Raw genomic sequence first — 24,024 nt, forward strand, 5'->3', positions numbered from 1 at the left:
CCTCACCCTTGTAAACCCGCAGGGCGGGAATGGTTCAGGCCGGGTCCTTGAACCGGTCAATGTCGCGCCGGTCGCGTTTGGTGGGTCGACCCTCGCCCGGAGCGCGGCCCTGGGCCTGCACCCGGCGTGCCATCTCCAGCTTTTGCAGGTCATCCCAAGGCGTCTCGTCCACGATGTGGTCGGGCACGAGCCTGGCGGCCATGCGCGTGCGGGGCAGGGCCGTGACGCGGAACACGCGCCAGATGGGCGGCTCGCGCACGCCGATGCGGTCATCGATGTGCACCTCGGCGGCCGGCTTCACCTCACGGTCGTTCAGGCGCACGCGGCCACGCTGGCAGGCCTCGGTGGCCAGGCTGCGGCTCTTGTGCAGCCGCACGCACCAGAGGAACTTGTCGATGCGCATCAGGAGAACATCTGCCCATGTGACCATGTGCACAGGCACGCGGAGCTGGGTCGGAGGTCGGTCCGAAGGTCGGCCTTCCATCAGGGATCCTCCAAGCCAGGGGTCGTTCGAACTGCAGCGGGCAGCGGTTCGGAGCCCCCATGGGCGCGTGACCGCAAGAGCACATGGTCACATGAAAAAGGCGGCGCTCATCGCGCCGCCTCGTGACCCCGGCAGGACTCGAACCTGCAACCAACAGAACCGGAATCTGTCATTCTATCCAATTGAACTACGGGGCCGGTCCGCCCGGGGGAAGGTCATCCCCGCCCCCGGAAGCGCGGCAAAGATAGCGATCCGCCCCGCCACGCGGCAGGAAGCCCTACCTTTGCCGGCCTTTTGCACGGCCCTCCAATCCCTGCCGCCCCTGCGGTGCCTCCCATGACCGACCTGCGCAACATCGCCATCATCGCCCACGTGGACCACGGCAAGACCACGCTGGTGGACAAGATCCTCCACCAATGCCAGCTCTTCCGGGTGAACGAGGAGGTGAAGGACCTGCTGTTGGACAACAACGACCTGGAGCGGGAGCGCGGGATCACGATCCTCAGCAAGAACGTGAGCGTGCGCTACAAGGGCACCAAGATCAACATCATCGACACCCCGGGCCACAGCGACTTCGGCGGCGAGGTGGAGCGCGTGCTGAACATGGCCGACGGGGTGATCCTGCTCGTGGACGCCTTCGAGGGCCCGATGCCACAGACCCGGTTCGTGCTGGGGAAGGCCATCGAGCTCGGGTTGAAGCCGGTGGTGGTGATCAACAAGGTGGACAAGCCGAACTGCACGCCCGAGGAGGTGTACGAGGCCGTGTTCGAGCTGATGTTCGCCCTGGACGCCAGCGAGGACCAGCTCGATTTCCCGGTGGTGTACGGCAGCAGCAAGCAGGGCTGGATGGGCCCCGACTGGAAGTCCCCGACCGAGGATGTGAGCCACCTGCTCGATGTGATCGTGCAGCACGTACCGGCGCCGCGTCAGGTGGAAGGCACGCTTCAGCTGCGCATCACCAGCCTCGATTACAGCAGTTTTCAAGGCAGGATCGCCGTGGGGCGCGTCTCGCGCGGTACCGTCCGCCCGGGCCAGCAGGTCACCCTGGTGAAGAACGACGGCACCCAGCAGAAGGGGCAGGTCAAGGAGCTGATGGTGTTCGAAGGCCTGGGCAAGGAGAAGGTGAAGCACGAGGTGGGTTGCGGCGAGATCGTGGCGGTGATGGGGTTGGAGGGTTTTGACATCGGCGACACCATCGCGGACGCCGAGAACCCGGAGGGCCTGCCCCGCTTCTCGGTGGACGAGCCCACCATGAGCATGCTCTTCACCATCAACAACTCGCCCTTCTTCGGGCGTGAGGGGCAGTTCGTCACCAGCCGCCACGTGCGCGACCGCCTGTTCAAGGAGATCGAGAAGAACCTGGCGATGCGCCTTCAGGAGACCGACAGCCCCGACCGGCTGCTGGTGTTCGGACGCGGCATCCTGCATCTGAGCATCCTGGTGGAGACCATGCGCCGCGAAGGCTACGAGTTCCAGCTGGGCCAGCCGCAGGTGCTGTACAAGGAGGTCGACGGCCAGCGCCACGAGCCGATCGAGCTGCTCACCGTGCAGGTGCCGGAGCAATTCAGCAGCCGTGTGATCGACCACGTGACGCGCCGCAAGGGCGACATCCTCAACATCGAGCAGAAGAGCGACCGCACGGTGCTGGAGTTCAGCATCCCTGCGCGCGGCATCATCGGCCTGCGCAACGTGCTGCTCACCGCCACCGAGGGCGAGGCCATCATCGCGCACCGGTTCAAGGGCTATGAGCCGTACAAGGGCCAGATCGCCACGCCGCGCCCGGGCTGCATCGTGAGCGCCGAGACCGGCACCGCCATCGCCTATGCCATCGACAAGCTGCAGGACCGCGGCAAGTTCTTCATCGAGCCCGGGGAGGAGGTGTACGCCGGCCAGGTGATCGGAGAGAGCCCCAAGCCGGGGGAGGAGCTCGGTGTGAACGTGATCCGCGTGAAGAAGCTCACCAACATGCGCGCCAGCGGCAGCGACGACAAGGTGAACATCGCGCCTGCGGTCAAGTTCAGCCTGGAGGAGTGCATGGAGTACATCGCCGAGGACGAGTACCTCGAGGTGACGCCCAAGAGCCTGCGCATCCGCAAGATCCTGCTGGACGAGAACGAACGGAAGCGCGCGGCGAAGAAGCTGCAGGAGGCCTAGGGCATTGGTCCATGCGGACAGGTGTCCATGTGCCCATGGCCTTGCCCACCGCTCAGCGCATGATCTGGATCGGCCGCATGGCTCCCGGTGTGCACACCAGGTAGCTCCCTGCGGGAAGGCTGTTCAACGGGACCGTCGTCCGTTCGCCGGTAAGCGTTCCCTGCAGGACCACGTGCCCTGCGGCATCAACAAGCTGCATGGGCATGCCGCTCCACGAGGCGTCCGTCACGATGGTCAGTTCACCCGAGGCGGGGTTGGGAAGTACGTGGAGTTCCGCTTCGCCATGGACCGACGGCACGCTGGTGGTACCCTCCAGCAGCCACGCCAGCGCATCCATCATGTGCGTGCGGAAGAGCGTGTCGCTCACATAGTTGTCCGCCGCATGCCCGAGGGCGGTGTAGAACACGCGTGAGCCGGTGGGCAGGCTTCGGGTCCAGCTCATGGCACGGGGCGCGTCGTAGGAGTTCACCAGCCCGTTCGGCCCCACGGTTTGCTCCACGCGCAGCACCTCCACGTTGTCGGGCCCGTAGTACCCGCCCTCCCAGTAGTAGTACTCTTCGTTCTTCACCCAGAGGTCGGGCAGGTCGGCGGTGCTTGCGTGGCTGCCGATATGCTGTATGGCATACGAGGGCGTTCCGTTCACATGGTTCGGGGTCTGCTGGACGCTGGCGCCGATCAGCTCCGCGAAGAAGTCCCAGGTGCCCGTGTTGCCGCCGTTGGCCGAGCTGTGGCGGTAGGTGTCGCAGGCGGCATGGATGCCCAGCACATGGCCGCCGTTCGCCACCCAGGTCTCGAAGTGGGCCCGTTGCTGCGCATCAAGGATGGCATCGCCACTGGTGTTGGCGAAGACGATGGCATCGTAGGTGCCGAGCACCTGTGGATCGCTGAAGGGCGCACCGCTGGCATCATCGTCCACCAGCAGGCCGAGCTCCTGCGCGATGCCTTGGAACAGGGAGAAGGACACCGCCCGCGTACCGTGGTCGAAGCCGCTGGTGCGCGTGAAGTGGAGCACACGCGGTTGGGCGTGCACTGCGAAAGGCATCGCGCCCAGAGCGAGGTACAGGAAGCGCTTCATCGGTGCCTCGAAGCTAGGCGATCGAACCCGGGGCGGTGACGCGTGTACGGGTGGGCTGAACGGATGCCGATCGGCATCGAAACCCCACGATCATGCAACGCAACACCTTCATCGTTCTGGCCCTGTCGGCCACCGCCGGCATCGTCGTCCTGCTGGCCTCGTTCACTCCACCGACCAGCGACCCGCGCCATGCGGGGGTTCACTGTCCGGCACCGCCGCCGCGGTCGGCGGAGGCCCCGAAATGCGTGTTCATGACGGTCTACGAAGGCGCCGGACTGGACAGCACGTTCGTACTGCGCACCCCGGAGAAGGTGCTTCAGGCCGAGCAGCGTGGCCTGCAATGGCTGGTGAAGGCACAGGGTGCGGATGGTGGTTATGGAGCCGGCAGTCATGCGCGACAGGATGTGATGGACCCGCACGCGGTGACCAGCGATCCGGCCACCACGGCGATGGTCGCCATGGCCATTATGCGTATGGGCAGCACGCTGGATCAGGGTGCGCACGCCCAGCAGCTGGGCCGCGCCACGGAGTATCTGCTGAAGCAGGTGGAGGCCGCGCCTCGTGATGCCGTGAACATCACCCAGCTCCAGGGGACGCAGATCCAGGCGAAACTGGGCGCGAACATCGATGTGGCCCTGGCTGCGCAATACCTCAGCAACCTGGTGGCCAAACTGAACGATCAGCACCCGAAGCGGCTGCGCTGCATGCGTGCGCTGAACACCTGTGTGGGCATGATCCAGCGTGGGCAGAACGCGGACGGCAGCATGCGCGGCGACGGCTGGGCCGGCGTGCTCCAGAGCAGCTTCGCCGCGAGCGCGCTGGAGAGCGCCAAGGCCCAGGGTGCCGAGGTGGACGACGAGTCGTTGCGCCTGGCGCGCGATTACCAGAAGAACAACTTCGATGCGGACAAGGGCACGGTGGCCACCGAGCGCGCAGCGGGTGTCACGCTGTATGCCGTGAGCGGCAGCACCCGGAACAGCGCTGCGGAGGCCCGCGAGGTGAACGAGCGGATGGAGCGGGCCAAGCGCGAGGGCAAAGTGGCCGCAGCCGCACCGGTGAGCGTGGAGACACTGGAGGATGCGGGATACAGCCGCACCGAGGCCGAGCGGATGAACGCGGCCTGGCAGGTGTATGACGCTGCCAAGCAGCAGGCCCAGCGCGAGGATGTCATCAGCGGCTTCGGGAACAACGGGGGTGAGGAGTTCCTGAGCTTCCTGCAGACGGGCGAGTCCCTGGTGATCGCCAAGGACCAGGGCTGGCGGAACTGGTACCAGCAGACCACGGGTCGCCTGGTGGGCATCCAGAACAACGACGGCAGCTGGAACGGTCACCACTGCATCACCAGCCCGGTGTTCTGCACGGCCACTTCCCTGCTCATCCTCAGCATCAACAACGACATCGAGCATCTGCTGGCGCAGGGGGCGGTGAAGTACCGGGGGGGCAACTGAGGGCCGGTGGGCGATGGCGGAGGGCCCGGCGCACGCCGGGCCTTTCGTCCTTGCTCAGGACCGGAGGACCACATGATGGAACGGATCACGAAGGCCGTGCAGCCGGTCGATCAATGTGTTCCACCGACCAGGCCGCCGCAGGAGGAGGTGCGGACCCGCCGTTCGGACCTCCTCGAGCGTGTGGGCATGGTAGTGCGCCGCGAGCTCCGGCACGCCGAGGTGGGCGTAGTAGGCCACGGTGCGCGCGCGCGCCTCCCCGGCCGCCTTCTGGTCCGGATACAGCATACTGTCCATCACATGCACTTCGCCGTCAGTGGCCAGCATCCGTGCCCGCTGCAGTGTGGACCGGGCGTCAACGAAGTAATGGAAGCTGGCGGCGAAGAGCACGACGTTGAAGCGGAGGTCGTCGAGCGCGGGGTTGAAGAGGTCGGCCAACGCGAAGCGCGGTCCGTCAGGGAACACGCGCGCGGCCTGCTGCAGCTCCGGGAGAGTGCGGTCGATGCCCAGCACCGAGTGGCCCGCCCGTGCGAGCCATGCGGACATCCAACCGTTGCCACAGCCGACATCGAGCACGGCGGACCGAGGACCGGATCGCGCGAGATGGTCCAGCAAGCGCTGCGCACTGCGGGCGCGCACGCGCCATTCCCGGCTGTACGGTCCGCCGGACCTCTGCGGCAGGCGGGCCATCTCCGCGTCATCCAGGATCCGACCTTCCCATTCACGCGCCCGGTTGTAGAGCTCTGCGAACCTGCCGGGGTGCTCCAGCAGGGCCACGCCATGTTCCACGGGACCGAGGGCTGGCAGGCCGTCCGCAGGGTGCCTCATGCTCGTGTGGACAGGGATCTCCAGAACACCATGCCCGCCCTGCCGCTCCAGGCCCGCAGTTTGTGGCGGAGCGCACGGGGACTTGTCCGCAGGCCGGCCTGGTGTGCCTTGTGCCATTCCACCTCGTTCACCACGAACCGCACGGCGTGACCATAGTAGGGTCTGCGGTAGGCCCGTGGGAAGTCGTGTTCGCGGTCGCTGCCCAGCTCCCATGGCAGAGGCCGTTCCAGATCGGCCTCCACCTGTGCGTGGAGCTCCGTGCCGGCGATGGGGTAGGCCACCGTGATGGTGAACACGTCCGGTGCGCTTTCCTTGAGGTGCTCCACGGTCCGCAGGATGTCCTCCTCCTGCTCGCCCGGGTAGCCGAGCATGATGAAGGTCCCCGTGGCGATGCCCGCCTTCCGTGCGCTCCTGATCATGTCACGCACGCGCTGCACATCCACCCGCCGGTCCATCGCATCGATCACGGCCTGGCTGCCGCTTTCGGCGCCCACCCACACCTGCACGCAACCGCTCCGCTTCAGCAGATCGATCGCCTCGTCGTTCATCCGGTCGGCGCGCGTGATGCACTCGTAGGCGATACGCAGGCCGCGGCGTTCGATCTCCTCGGTGAAGTCCTTCAGCCAGCGGTGGTTCACGGTGAAGACATCATCCACGAACCAGATGCGGTCCGGCGCGAAGCGCTGCTGGATGTCGGCCAGTTCATCGATCACCTGCTCCACCGGGCGCCGACGGTAGCTCAGACCATACACACCACGGCTGCACCACCGGCAGGTGTACGGGCAGCCGCGCATGGTGCTGACGTTGATGGTGCTGTATCCGTGCCGGCCGCGCCAGGCATCCAGGTAGGCCTGCATGTCGATCAGGTCCCGTGCAGGGAGGGACAGCCCGGCGAGGTCCTTGAGCTTCTCGCGCTCCGGGGTGTGATGCAGGGCCCCGTGGGCGTCCCGCCACACCACGCCGGCGATGCCGCTCAGCTCGGTGCGCCCGGCCTCGAACGCTTCGACCAGTTCGGCCATGGTGCGTTCACCTTCGCCCACCACGCAGGCGGTCGCGCCATGGGCCAGGAAGCGTTCGGCATGCGCCCGGGTCTCCGGACCTCCCAGCACGATGGGCAGCTCGCGGAGCGTCGGATCCTGTCGCACCCGCCGCATGATGCGCACGATGTTCGCCCGGGTCATCAGGTTGACATAGAGGCCGAGGCAGCGGGGCCGTGCGCGGAGCAGCCGGTCGAAGAGGCCATCCATGGTCCCGAAGGTGCTGTCGTACACCTCCACCTCATGCCCGGCCTCGCGCAGGTGTCCCGCGATGTAGAGCAGACCAAGAGGGGGGTAGGGGCGCATGAGCCGGCGCTCCTTGGCATCCTCATGGAGGAAGTAGCCGTGGGAAAGGAGCACCTTCATGTGCCGCGACGGAGCTGGATGAGGTAGTGGTCGCCGAGTCGGGCCGTCCACGGCGCCCGCGCGGCCAGGCGGTCCGATCGGTCCAGCCAGTGGAGGAGGCGGGGCCGGTCTCGCAGGCGCGGTTCCAGATAGCCGGGTGGCACGAACAGACCGATGGGGCGAAGGTCCTCCTGAACGAAGCTTGGCCCGAAGGCCTGCCTGAGCACGGCCGGTGAGTGATACCAGGTGCGCACGGCGCGGCCGCCCACGGGAACATCCATGGGTCCATGCCTCCAACGGCGAAAAGCGGTCGCAGGCCGGGCACGCAGCAGGTGGTAGGCCGTTTCCATCAGGCACCGGTCGGCCATCAGCACGGCCACGAAACGCCCTCCCGGGCGGAGCACGGAAGCGATGAAGCGGCCGACCGCTGCAAGCCCGGCCGCATCGATGCAGTTGAGCCCACCGAGGTCGGACAGCACCAGGTCGAACGGGCCTTCGCCGGGCGGGAGCTCCGGCACCTGCAGATCGAGCGCAGCGGTGCGCACCCGATCGGCGAGCCCGGCGTGTCGCGCCTTGGCACGGGCCACGGAGAGCATGGCCTCGCTGCGGTCGGTGGCCAGCACGCTGTGGCCGGCGCCGGCGATGTGCATGGCATCGGCACCCGTGCCGCAGTTGAGCTCGAGCACCTGCATCGGAGGTGGGTGCAACAGCGGGTCCAAGGCCCGCCACACCTGGCCGCGCTGTGCCCTGCCGATGGCGCTGTCGGTGAAGTCGGCATCGTAGCTGGCCGCGGCGATGTCGAACGCGTCCGTGCTCATGCGGCGGAGAGGCGGATGCGATCCACCAGGACGGCGGGCAGGTAGTACAGCAGGGACAACCCGCGACGGAGGTCGCCGGACCGGCCGCTGAACCCCAGCGACAGTGCGTGCAACGCCTGACGACGGCGGTAGCGCGCATGCACGTACCGGTGCAGCCGCTTGTAGTAGGCCGGCCGATGGGTGCTGCGGAACATCATCGCCAGGTCGTCGCTGTCGCTCCAGTTCGCCTTGTCACCAAGCTCGGTCCTTACGCGTTCGAAGAAGGGTGTGCCCGGCAGCGGATAGCTCACGGAGACGCCGATATCGTCCGGCAACAGCTCCTCCACCATGCGGATGGTGCGCTCCACATCGTCGTCCGTTTCCCCGGGATAGCCGAACTGCAGGAAGAAGCCGACGCGCACGCCCTTGGCCTTGAGCAGCCGTGTGGCCGCGGCGATCTGCTCCACGCGGGTGCCCTTGTCCATGGCATCCAGGATATGCTGGCTGCCGCTCTCCGCACCCACCCAGACCTCCTCCAGGCCGGACCGCACGAGGGCGTCGATGGTGTCGCTCTCCAGCAGCAGGTCCACCCGGCTTTGGATCTTGTAGGGGATGCGGATGCCTCGTGCTTCGACCAGATCGGCGAAGCGCCGCACCCAGCCGGGCTTCAGGCCGAAGATGTCATCGCACATCCAGATGTGGTCCGGTGCGGCCTGGGCCCGGAGCAGCTCCAGCTCGCGCACCACATGCTCGGGTGAACGGCTGTTGTAGCGGTTGCCGTAGATGGGTTTCGCGCACCAGTTGCACTTGAACGGGCACCCGCGCGTGGTGGCCACATTGAGGCTGAAGCGGCCCTGGGAGCGCATCCAGATCCGGCGGTACGGGGCAAGGTCGATGAGGTCCCAGGCGGGCAGGGGGAGGGCGTCGAGGTCGCGCATCACGGGTCGCTTGGGTGCACGCCGAACGGAACCATCGGGGTCGAGGTGGGCCACGTTGGCCACCGCGTGCCAGGCTGTTCCGGCGGACCAATGGCCGACCAGTTCACGGAGTGCATCCTCACTTTCGCCGAGCACCACGGCATCCGCGCCGGCCATCAGGTAAGCCTCCGGATGGTCGGATGCATCCGAGCTGTTCACCACCACCCTGCAGCCGTGTTCCCGGCCCAGGGCGATCATGCGCAGACAGGCCTCGCGCATCACCGTGAGGCACATCTTGGTGAGGTAGTTGAACCCGTCGTCGTGGATGACGAGCACCTGTGGCGCGTGGTCCGTCAAGGAATGCACCAGGCTGTCCGGGCCTTCGGTGAGGCTGCCGTCATGCACGTGCACGGCGTGACCGGCCTGGCGCAGCACGGCCGAGGCGAGCAGGGTGCCGAGCGGGGGATAGGGCCGCGCGTCCCGCCACTGTTTGCGGTCGAGCCGGTAGAAGTAGGCGTTGGTCAGCAGTACCCGGGCCATGTCAGTGCAGGGGTCGGCCGGTGCGCAGCTCCAGGTCGCGGAGCCGCTCGTGGTAGGCGTCGAGCACGCGCCGCTGGAAGTTGCGGGGATGATGCTTGCTGACGTAGCTGCGGGTGCGCAACGCCAGGTCGAAGGTGCAGGGGTCCATGTCGCTGAACTTCCAGCGCCAGTAGCGCCAGGTGAAGGCCATCGACCAGCTGTCGAGCGCCTCGCCCAGGGCGCCGCCGAGCAGCCGCTCCCAGAAGGCCTTGCGTCCCTCGTTGCCCGCGAGCACCTCGGGGACCTGCTTCACGCGGGCCACCGGCAGCAGCTCGAAGGCCCATTGGTTCGCGCGGAAGAAGGCGTCGCGCGTGCCGTTGCCGTGCAATGGGAGCAGGGTGACGATCTCGGTGGCGGTGAAGCGATTGTGGTCCTCCACGCGCAGGTGGTCGGTGTCCAGGAAGTAGTTGATGCAGAAATCGCGACGGCTGTTGAGCAGGAACAGCTTCTTGTAGGCGATGAGCAGGGTCCGCGTGAGCCACAGACGGCCCGGCGCCGTGATGATGAAGAAATCGATGTCGCCATCGGGCGCAAGGCGCCCCTTGCTGAGGCTGCCGCTGACGAACACGGCGCGCACGAAGGGGGTGCGGGCGATGCGACGGGCCATGCGCCTCGCCCTGGGCATGCGGTCACCGGCACGTTCCGCGTCCTCGCTCCGGGCCTGTACATCGGCCTCCGTGATGTGAAGCCCCCAATAGCCCCCCACGTTCGCGACCACCCCTTCGCGGTGCAGCTCGTGCAACAGGCCCTCGACCTCGTTCGGTGCCGGGCACCGGGTGCAGGCGAACGCGAGCACCTCGTCGCTCCGCATCGGATGCCGGAACACGGCGAAGTAGGCCAGTGTGCGCAGGACGGAGCTCCGCAGGTCCGCCCGGCGTCGGGGATCGCCCACGGGAGGCATCGCGACGATGGGGGCGAGGGGTTCGTTGATGATCGTCGGCACGTGGATGGAGCAGGGTGTGCGGTCGTCGAAGGTAGACTACGGACCAAGACAGCGGCTTCGGTGGGGACGTTGCCCGGTCGTGCGCGTGGACCATGCGGAAGGCCTCCGGGCAGGGACGCTACATTCGGCGGCATGATGCGGGGATATGCACGGTCCCGGGCGCTGGCGGCCGTGCTGATCTCCGCATGGCTGCTGGTGGCCGCCCTGCTCCACGTGGCCGGGTTCGAGGGGCTGCTCGGCGCCGATGCGCATGACTATCTGCGGCTGGCCCGGCAGTGGACGGCCTGGGCGCATGGCGGCGCGCGCCCGGTGATGGTGGAGCACCCGATGGGCTACCCCATCCTCGGTGCGCTGTTCGGTGGTGCCTTCGGTGCGGAGCACGCGGCGCTGCGGCTCGTGACCGGCCTGTCCTGGGTGCTGCTGCTGCTGTCGGCCCGACGCGTTCTGCGGCAGGCGCCGGGCGATGAGGCGGGCACCTTCGCGGTGCTGGTGATCGGTGGTGCGCCTTTCGTTCTGCGCTATGCGCACACCGTGATGAGCGACGTGCCGGCGATGGCGGCGGTCCTCCTCTCCACGGCGTTCACGCTGCGGTGGCACGACCGTCGCCAGTGGTCGGATCTCGGCATGGCGGTGTTGACCGCGGCGGTGGCGGTGGGCATCCGCACGGCCTGTGCGCCATTGCTGGCGGTGCTTGCACTGACGTGGCCCCGGGGGCTGCCTTCGGGCCGTGGCGCATGGCTGTGGGCGTTGGCGGCCGTGGCGGTGCTGGCCGGTGGCATCGCCATCGCGGAGGGCTCCGGCATCTCCGCCCTGCACACACCGCTGCAGGAGTGGTCCGTGCGGCACATGATCGCGCGCACGCACACCTCGGACGATGGCGTGCTGCGCTATGCGCTTCCCAACGTGCTGTACGTGCTCGGGGTGCTGGTGCATCCCGGGCTGCTGCCCATGGGCCTGCCGCTGCTGCCGTTCGTGCGGCGGAGCGATGCGCAGGTGCCGGCGGTGCGGCTGGCGCTGATGATGCTGGCGGCGTACCTGCTGCTGCTGGCCGGTCTGCCGTTCCAGAACGACCGGGTGCTGGCCTTGGGGCAGCCGTTCGCGGCCATCGTGCTCTTTCCCGCGTTCCGGCGTGCGCTGGTGTGGTGCGGGGAACGGGGCATCCGGCGCGGAGCCGTGCTCTGGGTCCTCGCGTTGCTGCAGGCCGTGCTCTTTGTGCGGGCGATGGCCCCCTTCGTGCGGCAGGCGGGCGAGGAGCGTGAGCTGGCGCGGCTGCTGCGCGCCTTGCGGCCGCAGGTGGTGTACACGCACGGGTTGGGCGGCCCGCTGATGGAGCAGGTGCCGGGCGTGGCCGTGCATGAGCTGTGGTACGGCCGCATCGCCCGGTTCGAGCCCGGTGCATGGGTGGTGGTGCGCCCGGACGCCTTGGCGGCGCAATGGGCCGGTCTGCCGCCGGCCACCAATTGGGAGGCTGCCCTCGCCCAAGGCGCTCGTGTGGTATGGCGGGGGCCTGGCGGGTGGGTGCTGGCGCGAGTGCCTCCCGATCGTCGCTGAGGACCTGCGGCGTGCTATCTTATCCGTCGCTGGATCGACGTAAAAACCGACATTCCCGCCAGGGATGGAAGCGGCGGCCCGGTAGCGAAGCGCGAGCAGCGCACGGAGCGAGGAGGCTGCGCGGAAGGCGCAGACCCCGCAGCCCGCTGCGATGCCGCGTGCAGCAAGCCGGCCAAAGCGGACAGCCCGTGGGCGGCCACACCACGTGCACGTCCATGTACCTCAACTGCCATAGCTGGTTCAGCTTCACGCACGGCGTGATGAAGCCCGACGTGCTGCTGGAGGAGGCGGCGCGGATGGGCGTGCGCAGCTTCGCCCTCACCGACATCCATTGTTCGGCCGGCATCCCCGACCTGGTGCGGGATGCGCCGCGCTTCGGCGTGCGCCCGGTGGCGGGCATCGAGTTCCGGCAGGGGCCGAAGCTGCTGTACATCGGGCTGGCGAGGAACAACGACGGCTTCCAGCGGCTGAACGAACTGCTGAGCCTCCACCTCCTGGATGACGCGGTCCTGCCGGAGCGCGCACCGGAGCTGGACGATGTGTTCTTCATCCACCCCCTGGGCCACGCACCCCTGCAGCTGCGGCCGAACGAGCGCGTGGGCGTCAGGCCGTCCGACCTCACGCGCCTGCCCTTCAGTGCTTGGGCGAAGCGGCCGCAGGACCTGGTGGCGCTGATGCCCGTGACCTTCCGCGGTGAGCGAAGGGACTTCAACGTGCACCGCCTGCTGCGGACCGTGGCGAAGAACACCGTGGTGAGCATGCTGCCGAAGGAGGAACTGGCCGAGCCCGATGAGCACTTCCGCAGCGTGGAGGATGCACAACGCCTCTACCGCGACCGGCCGCAACTGCTCGCCAATGCGGAGCGCCTGCTGGAGCAATGCACCATCACCTTCGATGGCAGCGACAAGACGCGCGCGGCCTTCACGGGCGACACGCGCGCCGACCGCGAGAAGCTGCACCGCGACACGCGCGAAGGCCTGCGCTACCGCTATGCGGAGGTGACGCCGAAGATCCTCGCACGCATGCACCACGAGCTGGACGTGATCGAGCGGATGGGCTTCATCAGCTACTTCCTCATCAACCAGGACATCGTGGACCATGCGCGCAGCCGGGGCTTCTTCCATGTGGGGCGGGGCAGCGGCGCCAACAGCCTGGTGGCCTACTGCCTGCGCATCACCGACGTGGACCCGATGGAGCTGGACCTCTACTTCGAGCGTTTCATCAACCCCGCGCGCCGGAAGCCGCCCGACTTCGACATCGACTTCAGCTGGAAGGACCGGGACGAGGTGTACCGCTACGTGTTCGGCAAGTACAACGCTCCGGATGGACGTGCCGGCGGCATCCACGCGGCGCAGATCGCCACCTACACCACCTTCCAATGGCGCGGCGCGATCCGCGAGCTGGGCAAGGCGGTGGGGCTTCCGCCGGGGGAGATCGATGCCTTGAGCGAAGGCGACCACGGCTACTACGCCCGCGGACGGCCCAGCGCGTACGCGAAGGGCGGCGATCTGGACAAGGTGGCGCGTGCGGTGGTGCGCTACTCCAAAGAGCTCATCGGCATGCCGCATCACCTGGGCATCCATGCGGGCGGCATCGTGATCACCGAGAAACCGGTAGCGCATTTCACCGCATTGTTCCGTCCGCCGAAAGGCTTCCCGGTGACGCAGATCAGCATGCTGGAGTGCGAGGACATGGGCCTGCACAAGTTCGACCTGCTGAGCCAGCGCGGGCTGGGGCATATCCGCGATGCGGTGGAACTGGTGAACAAGACCCAAGTCCCAAGTCCCAAGCGTCAAGGCCCAAGAACCGCCGCCAACCAACTTGATGCTTGTGACTTGAACCTTGAGCCTTGTGACTTCCGCGAAGCGGTCGACATCCACGACATCGCGCGCTTCAAGCAGGACCCGAAGATCAAGGAGCTGCTGCGCAGGGGCGACACCATCGGCTGCTTCTACGTGGAGAGCCCCGCCATGCGCATGCTGCTGAAGAAGCTGAAGGTGGACGATTACCTCGGGCTGGTGGCGGCGAGCAGCATCATCCGGCCGGGCGTGGCCGAGAGCGGCATGATGCGCGAGTACCTGCTGCGGCACAACGACCCCGAGCGCCGCAAGCTGGCCCCCAAGCGGCTGCTGGAGATCATGCCCGAGACCTACGGCGTGATGGTGTACCAGGAGGATGTGATCAAGGTGGTGCACCTCTACGGCGGGCTGGACCTCGAGGAATCCGATCAGGTGCGGCGCGGCATGAACATCCGCTACCGCGACCGGCCGGAGTTCAAGGTGGTGGAGCAGCGGTTCTTCGCGAACTGCAAGGCGTTCGGCTATCCGCCCGGCGAGGCCGAGGAGGTGTGGCGGCAGATCCAGAGCTTCGCCAGCTTCAGCTTCGCCAAGGGCCACAGCGCCAGCTACGCGGTGGAGAGCTACCAGAGCCTCTACCTGAAGGCGCACCACCCGCTGGAGTTCCTCGTGGGCGTGGCCAACAACTTCGGCGGCTTCTACCGCACGGAGTTCTACCTGCACGAGGCGAAGCGGGCCGGTGCGGTGATCGAGGCGCCGTGCGTGAACCGCAGTGAAGAGCTGTGCTCCTTGGTAAAGGACCGGCAGGTGAATGGTCAATGGCGAATGGCGAATGGAGGAGATCACCATTCGCCAACTCCTATTCGCCATTCACCTCCTCCCCGCATCTTCCTCGGCCTCTCCAACATCAAGAGCCTTGAGGGCGACACCGTGCAACTGATCCTGAACGAGCGCCGCCGCCACGGCTCCTTCGCCGATCTGCAGGACCTGCTGAAGCGCGTGCCGCTGCACGTGGAGCAGGCGCGCATCCTCATCCGTGTGGGCGCACTGCGCTTCACCGGCAGGAGCAAGCCCCAGCTGTTGTGGGACCTCACGCTGCTGCACAAGCCCGCGGGCGTCACCGCCGATGGCGATCTCTTCATCACCCGCGTGGAGGAGCCCCGGTTGCCCGACCTGCAGCACTACCCGCTCGCCGATGCCTACGATGAGCTGGAGCTGCTGGGCTTCCCGCTGTGCGATCCGTTCACCCTTGTGGAGCAACAGTGCCCACACACGGAGCCACCACGCGACAGTGCCCACGCACAAGACCCACGCTCGACAGTGCCTGCGCACGAGCCGACGCTCGACAGTACCCGCGCGCAAGCACTGTCCACTGTGCGTGAAGGGCCGCGCGAGGGCACTGTTGCGCGTGAGCCCGGCGCGGTGACACTGTCCACAGTGCGCGAAGGCCCGCGGGGGAGCACTGTTGCGCGGGAGCCCGGCGCGGTGGCACTGTCCACTGTGCGCGAAGGACCGCGGGAGGGCACTGTCCGCATCCTGGCAAAGGAGATGAGCGCGTACGTGGGCCGGAACGTGGAGATGCTCGGCTACATGATCCATGTGAAGGCGACCACCACACAAACAGGCAACTACATGAGCTTCGGCTCCTTCATCGATCCCGCCGGCGACTTCTGGGACAGCACGCAATTCCCGCAGGTGGCGGCACAATACCCCTTCCGCGGGCGCGGTGTGTACCGGCTCATCGGCGTGGTGGAGGAGGAGTTCGGGCATTGCGCCCTGCGCACGACGAGCATGGAGAAACTCCCGTGGAGACCGGACCCGCGGTACGGGAACAAGTAGCCGTCAGTCGACCGTGCGCCGGTCATCCCCTCCTTCCCGATCGAAGAACAGGTGGTCCGGATCGATCACCACGGCCTTGGGCTTCCCGGGAACGGTCAGGCGCAGCCTGTTCTCCCCGGAGCGCAGCCGGACGCGTTGGTCCAGTTCACCCCCTTCATGCTCCACCCCCACATCCAGCCAGTCGTTCATCGGGATCTCGGTCTCCCTGCCCAGGGAGTCGGCGTGGAGCTTGGCGCACGTGATCGAAGCGAGCACGGTCCATGAGCCGTCCGCGTTCTGTACAGCCGTGGCCGCAGTAACAGCGTTCCTGTGGAACGTGATGTGCGCCAGACCATCGTCCAGCAGGTAGCGCAGGCTGTCCGGTGTTACGGCCGCAAGCGATCGATACAGGTCGAGCGCGGTGGGGTACGGCGCATCACGGAACGCGAATGGATCCACGAACGCGCGCAAGCCGGCGTTCATGCGCTCCTCGCCGATGAGGTCTCGCAGGCCGTACATCACCACGCTGCCCTTGTTGTAGTGGATGTGCTGCTGGTTCTCCACACGCATGAGCGGCTGCTCGCCGATCCCTTCCTTGCCGCGACCTCGCAGGTAGGTATCGCGCTCGTAGTGCAGGAAGCGGCGCATCGCAGGTCGGCCGTATTCCTTCTCCAGCACCATGAGCGCGGTGTATTGGGCCATGCTCTCGCTCAACATGGAGGTGCCCTGCATGCGCGGGCCGAGCACCTGATGGCCCCACCACTGATGCGCCACCTCGTGCGCCACCACATAGTACACCATGTCGATCCGCGCCGTATCGCGCAGGTCGGTGATGAAGCCGATGGCCTCGCTGTAGGGCATGGTGCCGGGGAACGACTGGGCGAACCTGCGGTAGCGCGGGAACTCGATGATGCGCGCCACCTGGTGCTGGTACGGGGAGAAGTTGGACGACGCGTAACGGATCGCATCGCGCATCGATTTCAACATGCGCCGAACGTTGGTGCCGTGCCCGGGATGGTGGTACACCTCCAGCGTCACGCCGTCGGCTTCTTCCTTCACCACCTCGTACCGCGCGCTCAACACGGACCAGAAGTTCAGGATGGGCGTCCCGCTCACGTAGCGGAACCACCGCTTTCCGTTCCCGGTCCATTCGCGCTCCAGTTCACCCGGGGCGATGGCGGTCTGGTCCATGGCCGTTCCGATCGTGCAGGAGAAGCGGATGTGATCGGCGAATGGCATCACTGCGGATGATCGCCGGGCGTCAGGGTCGTCGCTCAACGGATCCATGCGCCGGTTCGGCGGCAGCCCGTGCTTGCGGCGCGCACCGGGGTCCACCAGTTCCGCATCCGCCTGGTAACCGATGGATGGAAGCAGGTCGCTGTTGTTGATGAAGGTGCCGTTCTCCACCAGTTCCAGGAAGTCCACATCGTTCCCGAAGCCCCGCTGGCGCCATTCGGAGGCGATGCCGATCCGGATGCTGTCGCCCACGGCGAGCGGCACCTCCGATCGGAACATGCGCACGTACAGGGCGCTGTCGTTCAGCACCTCCTTCGCACCGGGGATCTCGAAACGCAGCTTCATCCGGTCCGGCAGGCCGAACCACAGCGTATCCACCGTCCGTGGTCCCTTGTTGGTGAGCGTCAGGACGGCGCGGTAGCCGATCGAGCGTGCTTCGGGGTCCAGTTCGATGGTGATGTCGGTGGCGGTGATGTGCGGCAACGAAGTGTTCGCCAACGGCTTGTAGGTGCGCTCATAGGCCACTTGCACGGCTTCGGTGTCCTGGCGCGTATGCGGTTCGTTCAGTATGCGCGTGTTGTAGTAGCCGGAAGCCAACAGCACGAGCCATACGCCGAAGAGCGCCGCACCTGTCGACCAGGACCTCCGGAGCCTGCTCCCCGCGATGCGCGATCGCCAGCGCCAGGTCGTCTCTCCTCCCCGCACCAGAAAGAGCGCCGCGATGAAGAACAGCACGCTCGCAGCGGACGTCCAATAGGTGCGGAAGAAGATCCAAGGAGCGAGGAACGGCCCGAACCCGTTCATGTCCGAGTACCACAGCCTGGGTGCACCGAAAAGCACCACCAGATGCGACTCCACCTTGAGGAACTTCCAGATGAGCGTGTTCACTGCGAAGAGCACGATGAAGAGGCCGAAGCCCGCGTACTTGTGATGCACCACCATCTGGATGGTGAGCGCGAGCATGGACCAGAACGCGAAGGCCACCAGCCCCGGACCGATGAACCCGGCGAGGTAGAGACCTGCCTGGAGGCGTGTGTAGCCCATCGCCAGCTGCGTGGCCATGCCGGAAAGCGACATGACGGCGAGGACGAAGCCTCCGATGACGAGCAGCGCGACGAAATGGGCCAGGACCCGCCAGCGCGAACGAACGGGCAATGCATGCGCGATGCCGTCCAAGCCCGTGTCGCGGTCGCGCCAGTACATCTCCCCGCTGTAGTAGGTGATGATCACCACGATGAACAGCATCGACAGGCCCCGCAGCAGTTCGGTGACGTTGTACGTGACCGGCCAGGAGCGATTCCCGAAGGCCTGGTTCACTTCGCTCAAGGCGACCAGGCACATGAACAGGCCCAGCCCGACGATGATCCAGAACACCGTGGAGCGGAAGATGACGGAGAGGTCGGCCCGGAGGAGCTGGCCGAAGCGCTTCAGGTCGGACGCTCCATGGTGGGAAAGCCCGACCACCGGCAGTTCGGTGTCAGTGGCACCCGACACCGGTCCATCGGCGGCAGGGGTCGCTCCGGTCCTGCGTTCCGTGAACGAGAACCTCCGGAACCCGAACGCGAGGACGGCCGCTGCGATCCCCAGCCAGAGCAGCCTGTTCCAACTGAGGGCACCGGAGAGCGGCAGGAGCGCCGTGTTGCTGTCGTGCACGCTCCAGTAGCGGGTCACTTCATCCAGCGCCTGCACGCCGAAGGGATCGAGCAATGAGGCGAGCCACACGTTGTCCACTTCGGTGGCATAGGCCGTGGCCACCACATTGAGGACGACCAGGGCGATGGACGTGACGAAGGCCGCGGCCGTGGACCGCGCGAAGGTCGCCACGGCGAACATCATCGCGCTTTGGAAGGCGATGCTGCTCACCGCGAACCAGAGGAAGGCCTGGCCATGCACCACCCAGCTGTTCGGTCCGAACCGGATGGCATCGCCGTAGGGCAGCCAGCTGCCGACGACCAGGCCCGCCGAGATACCGAGCGTGGGGATGAGCGCCACCAAGGTGCTGCCGGTGAAGCGCCCAAGCAGGTATTGGCGCCGCGTGACCACCGTGCTGAACACGATGTCCGATGTGCGGTAGGCGAAGTCGCGGATGGCCGTGGCGTTCACAAAGGCCGTGACCATCGGCAACCACAGGAAGGCGAGGTTCGCATACAGCTCGTACACATGGCGCGGCGAGTTCACATGCACCATGCCGGGACTGCCCTCTCTCCCGTTCTCGAACACCGACAGCGCACAGGCGAAGGCGAACGCGAGCCCGAGGAAGACCCAGAGCAGGGGCTGCCGGGACCAGAACCGCAGTTCGAAGAGGATCAGTCGCGCGATCATTCAACCAAGCCGTTCAGCGGGATCCGACCTTGGTCCGGCACCCGTGATCACCCGTGGAATGCGTGTACCCAAGTTCCGTCACGCTTTCTTCCCAGGTCGACCGCATCGGCGGACATCACTTCACCTCCACCTTCATTCCGTTGTCCTCCATGACGCGATCGATGAAGAGGTGATCACGGTCGATCTCCACCCGCATCGGCTTCCTGTCCACAAGGAAGGTGAACTCGTTCGAGCCGCTCTTGAGGCGCACGCGCTTGTGGAGCAGAGGCACGTCGTTCAATGACCTGTCCGCCTTGCGACCAACGGCCGGGTAACGCAGGATGCTCACGTCCATCCAGTCGTTCATGGCCGCAGGCGTTTCACGGCCCAGGGAGTCGGCGTGGTTCTTCTCGCCCCAGAGCTTCAGCTTCACCTCGTAGGTGCTGTCCGGCAACATGCGGGCGGTGGCCTCCTCCACCCGGTTGTTGTAAAGCGTGATCTTCTTGAAGCCGTCCTCCAACAGATAGTTCAGGCTGTCCGGCACCACCTTGTCCAGCTCGCGGTACATGTCGAGCGCAGTGGGATACGGGGGGGGCGCGTAGCCGAAGGTGTCCACCAGCGTGCGGAAGGCCTTGTTCAAGCTGTCCTCGCCCACGAAGTCCCGCAGGCAGTAAAGGATCACGCTCGCCTTGTTGTAGTGGATGTAGCCCTGGTTCTCCACCTCCATCAGCGGCACCTCCTTCAATTGCTCGGTGCCCCGTGAACGCTGGTACCGATCGCTCTCCAGCTTGAGGAACTTGCGCATGCGCTCCGTGCCGCGGCCGAACTCCTTCTCCATCACCATCAGCGCACTGTACTGGCTCATGCTCTCGCTCAGCAGGGTGCTGCCCTGCATGTCCGCCCCCATCACCTGGTGCGCCCACCACTGGTGGCCCATCTCGTGCGCCACCACATAGAAGGTCATGTCGATGTCCGCGGTGTCGCTGAAGTCGGCGATGAAGCCGATGCCCTCGCTGTACGGCATGGTGCCCGGGAAGGCCTGCGCGAAGCTCTGGTAGCGCGGGAACTCGATGATGCGTACCTGCTTGTGGCGGTAGGGACCGAAGTTCCGGCTGTAGTACACGATGCTCTTCCTGATGCTGTTCGCCATGCGGGGCACGTTCTCCGCGTGCGGGGCGTGGTAGTACACCTCGACATCCACATCGCCGAGCTTCTCGCGGTGCACCTCGTAGCGCGCGCTCATGAAGGAGTAGAAGTTCATGCTCGGGTGGTCCACCACGTACTCGAAGTATTTCCGCCCGCTCTCCTCCCATGTGCGCTTCAGGCTGCCCGGGGCGATGGCCACCTGGTCCGGGGTGGTGCTGATCACGGTGCTCACGTTCACCCAGTCGCTGTTGTGCATCAGGTACTGCTGCATGCGCTTCGCCGGATCATCGGTCAGCCGCTGCATGCGTTGCTTGGGCGGCAGCTCGTGCTTCCTGCGCTTCATCTTGTCCAGCAGTTCTCCCTGGGCCGTGTACCCGATCATGGGCAGGATGTCCATGTTGTTGAAGAAGGTGCCGTTGTGGTTCACCTGCATCACCCGCACATCGTTCTCGAAGCCTTTCGGCGCGTAGCTGGCGGTAACCGTGAACTTCAGATCCGCACCGGGTGCGAGCGGCGGTGACAGTCGGTAGATCCGGTAGTTCACCCGTTCATCGTCCAGCACCTTCTCCGCACCGGGGATCTCCACCTCCTGCTCGATGCCCTCGCTCAGCAGCAGGTGCAGGGAGTCGATCGGCTGCATGCCCTTGTTGCGCACCGTGACCTCCGCCACACTGTGGAGCTTCCGCTCCGCCGGGGTCAGGTCGATGGTGAAGCGGATGTCCGTGTAGTGGGGTTGCAGGATGCCTTCGTATTTCTTGTAGGTCTTCTCGTAGTACACGGCGTCCTCCTCCTGTTCATCGCCGCTCATCACCTCGTTGAGGACCTTGGTGTTGTAGTAGTTCCATCCGCCCAGCGCGACCCAAAGCCCCAATGCGGGCAGCGCGAGCCAGCGATTGGGACGGAAACGCAGCCCCGCCAGCTTCAACCGCTGGCGCCCGACGCTCTCCTTGCCCCGTACCCAGAAGAACAGCGATACCAGCAACAGCAGCACCGCGAACGCCCACCAATAGGCCTTGAACCACAGCCAGCCGGTGAGCGCCGTGCCGTAGCTGTTCATGTCGCTGTACATGATGCCCGGCGCGCCGTTGAAGGAGACCAGGTTCGTGTTGATGTCCAGTGCGCTGAGCAGGATGCCCGGAAGGAAGATGGCCGCGATGAACACCCCATAACCGAGGTACTTGTTGTTCACCAGCACATGCACGGTGAACGACAAGGCCGCCATGATCCCATAGGTGACCAGTCCCGGCAGGATGTACAGGCCCAGGTATACGCCTGGCTCCAGGCGCGTGTAGCCCTTGATCAGCTGGAAGATCATGCCGCCCAGCGCGCTGCCCACCAGCATCACCAGCAACAGCATCATCAGCGCGGCGAACTTGCCCAGCAGCGGCACCCCGAGCGCCATCGGTGTGGCGTCCACCACCTCATCGAACTTCGGCTCGCGCTCCTTCCACACCAGCAGGCCGCTGTAGAAGACGATGAGGATCATGGTGAACAGGTCGAAGGAACCGCGCATCATGTCCACCACGTGGTAGGTCACCGGATGGATCTCGTTCTCGTAGAGCGAGGTGGAGAAGGCCAGGCCGAAGAACATGTTCACCAGGCCGATGCCGGCGACGATCATGAAGGCCGTGCCTTTCAGCATGCCGGTGAAGTCGTTCCACGCGATGCGGCGGAAGCGGCGGGCCTGCGAAGCGAAGCCGTCGGCCTTGGTCACCGCCGGAAGGGCCACGTGGGCGGGCACGGCATCACCGTTCTCCTCCTTCGGTGCGGCCTTGGTGCGGCGGTCCGTGAAGCTGAAGCGCCAGTAGCAGAAGATGAAGACGCCGATGGAGACCGCGATCCACAGCAGGCGGTTCCACAGCAGCACGCCATGCATCGGCAGGAGCATGGTGTTCTTGTCGTCCACCGTCCAGTAGCGGGTGATGAGCTCGAAGGCGGTGCTGCCGTAGGGGTCGAGCAGGGCACCGAGCGTTCGGTTCTCCATCTCGCTCATCAGCGTGCTCGCGAACCCGTTGCCCACGAGCACGATCACGGTGGTGATGTAGGCCGCCGCCGTGCTGCGCATGAGCACCGAAACGGAGAAGATGATGGCCGCCGAGAACAGGATGTTCGGCAGGGTGAGGTACAGGAAGGCCTGCGCATGTGCCAGCAGGTCGTTGGGACCGAGCTTCTCGGGATCCACCCAGGGCATCCAACTGCCCACGATCACACCGAGCGTGACACCCAGCAGCGGTATCGAGGCCACGAGCGTGCTGCCCAGGAAGCGGCCCAGCAGGTACTGCGCCTTGCTGATCGGCGTGCTGAACATGATCTGCGCCGTGTTGCTCGCGAAGTCGCGGATCGCGCTCGCGTTCACAAAAGCCGTCACCATGAACAGACCCAGGAAGGCCAGCGTGGCATACCAGTTGAACACCACGTAGGGCGAGTTCATCTTCACGTTGGCCATGGGCCCGCCGATCTGCAGCTTGTCCCACGTGGTGGCGCCGAAGGCCAGCAGCGCGAACAGCAGGAGGAAGATGTACACCATCGGCTGCCCGGACCAATGGCGCAGTTCCTTCAGGAAGAGCCGCCCGGTCATGCCGCCACGGTGTTGAAGGCCCCGTTGATGTGGCTGAAGAAGACGTCCTCGAGGGAGGTCTCGGCCGGTGTGAAGCCTTCCGGACGCAGCTCGCTGTACGCGTGGATGATCGGGCGCCCGGCGATCAACTTGTTGCTGATCACCTTGTGCGTGGCCTGGTGCGCCTCGAGTTCGCTCTTCGCGATGCTCTTCTCCCAGATGCGGCCCTTCACCTCGTTCAGCGCATCGCCCGGGGAGCCTGCGAACAACAGGCGGCCCTTGTTGATGATGGCCATGTTGCGGCACAGCTCCTGCACGTCCTGTACGATGTGGGTGCTGAGGATCACCACCACGTTCTCACCGATCTCCGTGAGCAGGTTGTAGAAGCGGTTGCGCTCACCGGGATCAAGACCGGCCGTGGGCTCGTCCACGATGATGAGCTTCGGCTCACCGATGAGCGATTGTGCGATGCCGAAGCGCTGCTTCATGCCCCCGCTGAAGCCGGAGATCTTCCGCTTGCGGTGCTCCCACAGGTTCACCTTCTGCAGCAGCGCCTCCACCAGGGCCTTGCGCTCCCCGTTGTGCACCACGCCCTTCAGCAGCGCGATGTGGTCCAGCATGTCGTAGGCGCTCACGCGGGGATAGACCCCGAACTCCTGCGGCAGGTAGCCCAGCACCTTGCGCACCTCGTGCTTCTGCTTGAGCACATCCAGGTCGTCGAGCGTCACCGTGCCCGCATCGGCCTCCTGCAGGGTGGCCAGGATGCGCATCAGGGTGCTCTTTCCGGCGCCGTTGGGCCCCAGCAGCCCGAACATGCCGGTGGGGATGGTGAGGCTCACGTTGTCCAGCGCTTTCACGCCGTTCGCGTAGGTCTTGCTGAGGCCGTTGATGATGAGTTCCATGGCGGGGCAGGGGGTGTTGCGTCGGCAAGTTGAGACGTGAAGATGCAGCACAATGGCCGATCACACGGACGGTCGGGAGGGTGCGACGACCGGCAATGGGACGGGGAAGGGAG

Annotated in this window: 14 protein-coding genes and 1 tRNA gene; 4 read left to right on the forward strand and 11 right to left on the reverse strand. The window is 66.0% G+C overall.

The genetic code is table 11. From position 1 onward, the window contains the following. Nucleotides 1-34 precede the first annotated feature (34 nt). On the reverse strand, nt 35-403 hold the full coding sequence (locus IPM49_17225; protein ID MBK9276264.1) for an RNA-binding S4 domain-containing protein: 369 nt from the start codon (nt 401-403) through the stop codon (nt 35-37). A 204-nt stretch (nt 404-607) separates the two neighbouring features. Then, nucleotides 608-681, reverse strand: a tRNA-Arg gene (locus IPM49_17230). A gap of 139 nt (nt 682-820) precedes the next feature. Between IPM49_17230 and typA the strand changes: the two genes are divergently transcribed. Further along, the gene (typA, locus tag IPM49_17235) at nt 821-2,638 is read left to right on the forward strand and encodes a translational GTPase TypA (protein MBK9276265.1); all 1,818 of its coding nucleotides are present in this window, start codon (nt 821-823) and stop codon (nt 2,636-2,638) included. Nucleotides 2,639-2,690: 52 nt separating this feature from the next. Here typA and IPM49_17240 read toward each other — a convergent pair whose 3' ends face one another. Then, nucleotides 2,691-3,713 carry a ThuA domain-containing protein gene (locus IPM49_17240; protein ID MBK9276266.1) on the reverse strand — a complete coding sequence of 341 codons (1,023 nt, stop codon included), beginning with the start codon at nt 3,711-3,713 and terminating at the stop codon, nt 2,691-2,693. A 92-nt stretch (nt 3,714-3,805) separates the two neighbouring features. Between IPM49_17240 and IPM49_17245 the strand changes: the two genes are divergently transcribed. Continuing rightward, on the forward strand, nt 3,806-5,161 hold the full coding sequence (locus tag IPM49_17245; GenBank protein MBK9276267.1) for a hypothetical protein: 1,356 nt from the start codon (nt 3,806-3,808) through the stop codon (nt 5,159-5,161). 54 nt (nt 5,162-5,215) lie between these two features. Here the strand turns inward: IPM49_17245 and IPM49_17250 are convergent, their stop codons facing one another. From IPM49_17250 to IPM49_17270, 5 genes are read right to left on the reverse strand one after another with little or no spacing between them, the layout of a single operon-like run. Further along, nucleotides 5,216-5,986, reverse strand: coding sequence for a class I SAM-dependent methyltransferase (locus IPM49_17250; protein ID MBK9276268.1), 771 nt, complete (start codon nt 5,984-5,986; stop codon nt 5,216-5,218). Continuing rightward, nucleotides 5,983-7,389: a radical SAM protein gene (locus IPM49_17255; protein ID MBK9276269.1), complete on the reverse strand. Its 1,407-nt coding sequence runs from the start codon at nt 7,387-7,389 to the stop codon at nt 5,983-5,985. The genes IPM49_17250 and IPM49_17255 overlap by 4 nt, the downstream gene beginning before the upstream one ends. Continuing rightward, a complete protein-coding gene (locus tag IPM49_17260; protein MBK9276270.1) occupies nt 7,386-8,186 on the reverse strand; it encodes a class I SAM-dependent methyltransferase in 801 nt (266 codons plus the stop codon). The genes IPM49_17255 and IPM49_17260 overlap by 4 nt, the downstream gene beginning before the upstream one ends. Further along, a complete protein-coding gene (locus tag IPM49_17265; protein ID MBK9276271.1) occupies nt 8,183-9,622 on the reverse strand; it encodes a B12-binding domain-containing radical SAM protein in 1,440 nt (479 codons plus the stop codon). The genes IPM49_17260 and IPM49_17265 overlap by 4 nt, the downstream gene beginning before the upstream one ends. Before the next feature lies 1 nt (nt 9,623). Further along, the gene (locus IPM49_17270) at nt 9,624-10,604 is read right to left on the reverse strand and encodes a hypothetical protein (protein ID MBK9276272.1); all 981 of its coding nucleotides are present in this window, start codon (nt 10,602-10,604) and stop codon (nt 9,624-9,626) included. A 132-nt stretch (nt 10,605-10,736) separates the two neighbouring features. Between IPM49_17270 and IPM49_17275 the strand changes: the two genes are divergently transcribed. After that, on the forward strand, nt 10,737-12,155 hold the full coding sequence (locus IPM49_17275; protein MBK9276273.1) for a glycosyltransferase family 39 protein: 1,419 nt from the start codon (nt 10,737-10,739) through the stop codon (nt 12,153-12,155). 215 nt (nt 12,156-12,370) lie between these two features. Further along, the gene (locus tag IPM49_17280; protein ID MBK9276274.1) at nt 12,371-15,790 is read left to right on the forward strand and encodes a DNA polymerase III subunit alpha; all 3,420 of its coding nucleotides are present in this window, start codon (nt 12,371-12,373) and stop codon (nt 15,788-15,790) included. 3 nt (nt 15,791-15,793) lie between these two features. Here the strand turns inward: IPM49_17280 and IPM49_17285 are convergent, their stop codons facing one another. The 3 genes from IPM49_17285 to IPM49_17295 form a co-directional block, all read right to left on the reverse strand. Beyond that, nucleotides 15,794-19,327: a hypothetical protein gene (locus IPM49_17285; GenBank protein MBK9276275.1), complete on the reverse strand. Its 3,534-nt coding sequence runs from the start codon at nt 19,325-19,327 to the stop codon at nt 15,794-15,796. A gap of 115 nt (nt 19,328-19,442) precedes the next feature. Further along, on the reverse strand, nt 19,443-23,030 hold the full coding sequence (locus tag IPM49_17290) for an ABC transporter permease (GenBank protein ID MBK9276276.1): 3,588 nt from the start codon (nt 23,028-23,030) through the stop codon (nt 19,443-19,445). Further along, complete coding sequence (locus IPM49_17295) at nt 23,027-23,911, reverse strand: ABC transporter ATP-binding protein (protein MBK9276277.1); 885 nt, start codon at nt 23,909-23,911, stop codon at nt 23,027-23,029. Before IPM49_17295 ends, IPM49_17290 begins: the two co-directional genes overlap by 4 nt. Nucleotides 23,912-24,024 lie beyond the last annotated feature (113 nt).

The sequence above is a fragment of the Flavobacteriales bacterium genome, assembly GCA_016715895.1.
Taxonomy (GTDB): Bacteria; Bacteroidota; Bacteroidia; order Flavobacteriales_F; family PHOS-HE28; genus PHOS-HE28.

Excerpts from the sequence above, each read along its gene's own strand:
- IPM49_17225 (MBK9276264.1), bottom strand. The coding sequence starts at position 403 with ATGCGCATCGACAAGTTCCTCTGGTGCGTGCGGCTGCACAAGAGCCGC.
- typA (MBK9276265.1), top strand. The coding sequence starts at position 821 with ATGACCGACCTGCGCAACATCGCCATCATCGCCCACGTGGACCACGGC.
- IPM49_17240 (MBK9276266.1), bottom strand. The coding sequence starts at position 3,713 with ATGAAGCGCTTCCTGTACCTCGCTCTGGGCGCGATGCCTTTCGCAGTG.
- IPM49_17245 (MBK9276267.1), top strand. The coding sequence starts at position 3,806 with ATGCAACGCAACACCTTCATCGTTCTGGCCCTGTCGGCCACCGCCGGC.
- IPM49_17250 (MBK9276268.1), bottom strand. The coding sequence starts at position 5,986 with ATGAGGCACCCTGCGGACGGCCTGCCAGCCCTCGGTCCCGTGGAACAT.
- IPM49_17255 (MBK9276269.1), bottom strand. The coding sequence starts at position 7,389 with ATGAAGGTGCTCCTTTCCCACGGCTACTTCCTCCATGAGGATGCCAAG.
- IPM49_17260 (MBK9276270.1), bottom strand. The coding sequence starts at position 8,186 with ATGAGCACGGACGCGTTCGACATCGCCGCGGCCAGCTACGATGCCGAC.
- IPM49_17265 (MBK9276271.1), bottom strand. The coding sequence starts at position 9,622 with ATGGCCCGGGTACTGCTGACCAACGCCTACTTCTACCGGCTCGACCGC.
- IPM49_17275 (MBK9276273.1), top strand. The coding sequence starts at position 10,737 with ATGATGCGGGGATATGCACGGTCCCGGGCGCTGGCGGCCGTGCTGATC.
- IPM49_17280 (MBK9276274.1), top strand. The coding sequence starts at position 12,371 with ATGTACCTCAACTGCCATAGCTGGTTCAGCTTCACGCACGGCGTGATG.
- IPM49_17285 (MBK9276275.1), bottom strand. The coding sequence starts at position 19,327 with ATGATCGCGCGACTGATCCTCTTCGAACTGCGGTTCTGGTCCCGGCAG.
- IPM49_17290 (MBK9276276.1), bottom strand. The coding sequence starts at position 23,030 with ATGACCGGGCGGCTCTTCCTGAAGGAACTGCGCCATTGGTCCGGGCAG.
- IPM49_17295 (MBK9276277.1), bottom strand. The coding sequence starts at position 23,911 with ATGGAACTCATCATCAACGGCCTCAGCAAGACCTACGCGAACGGCGTG.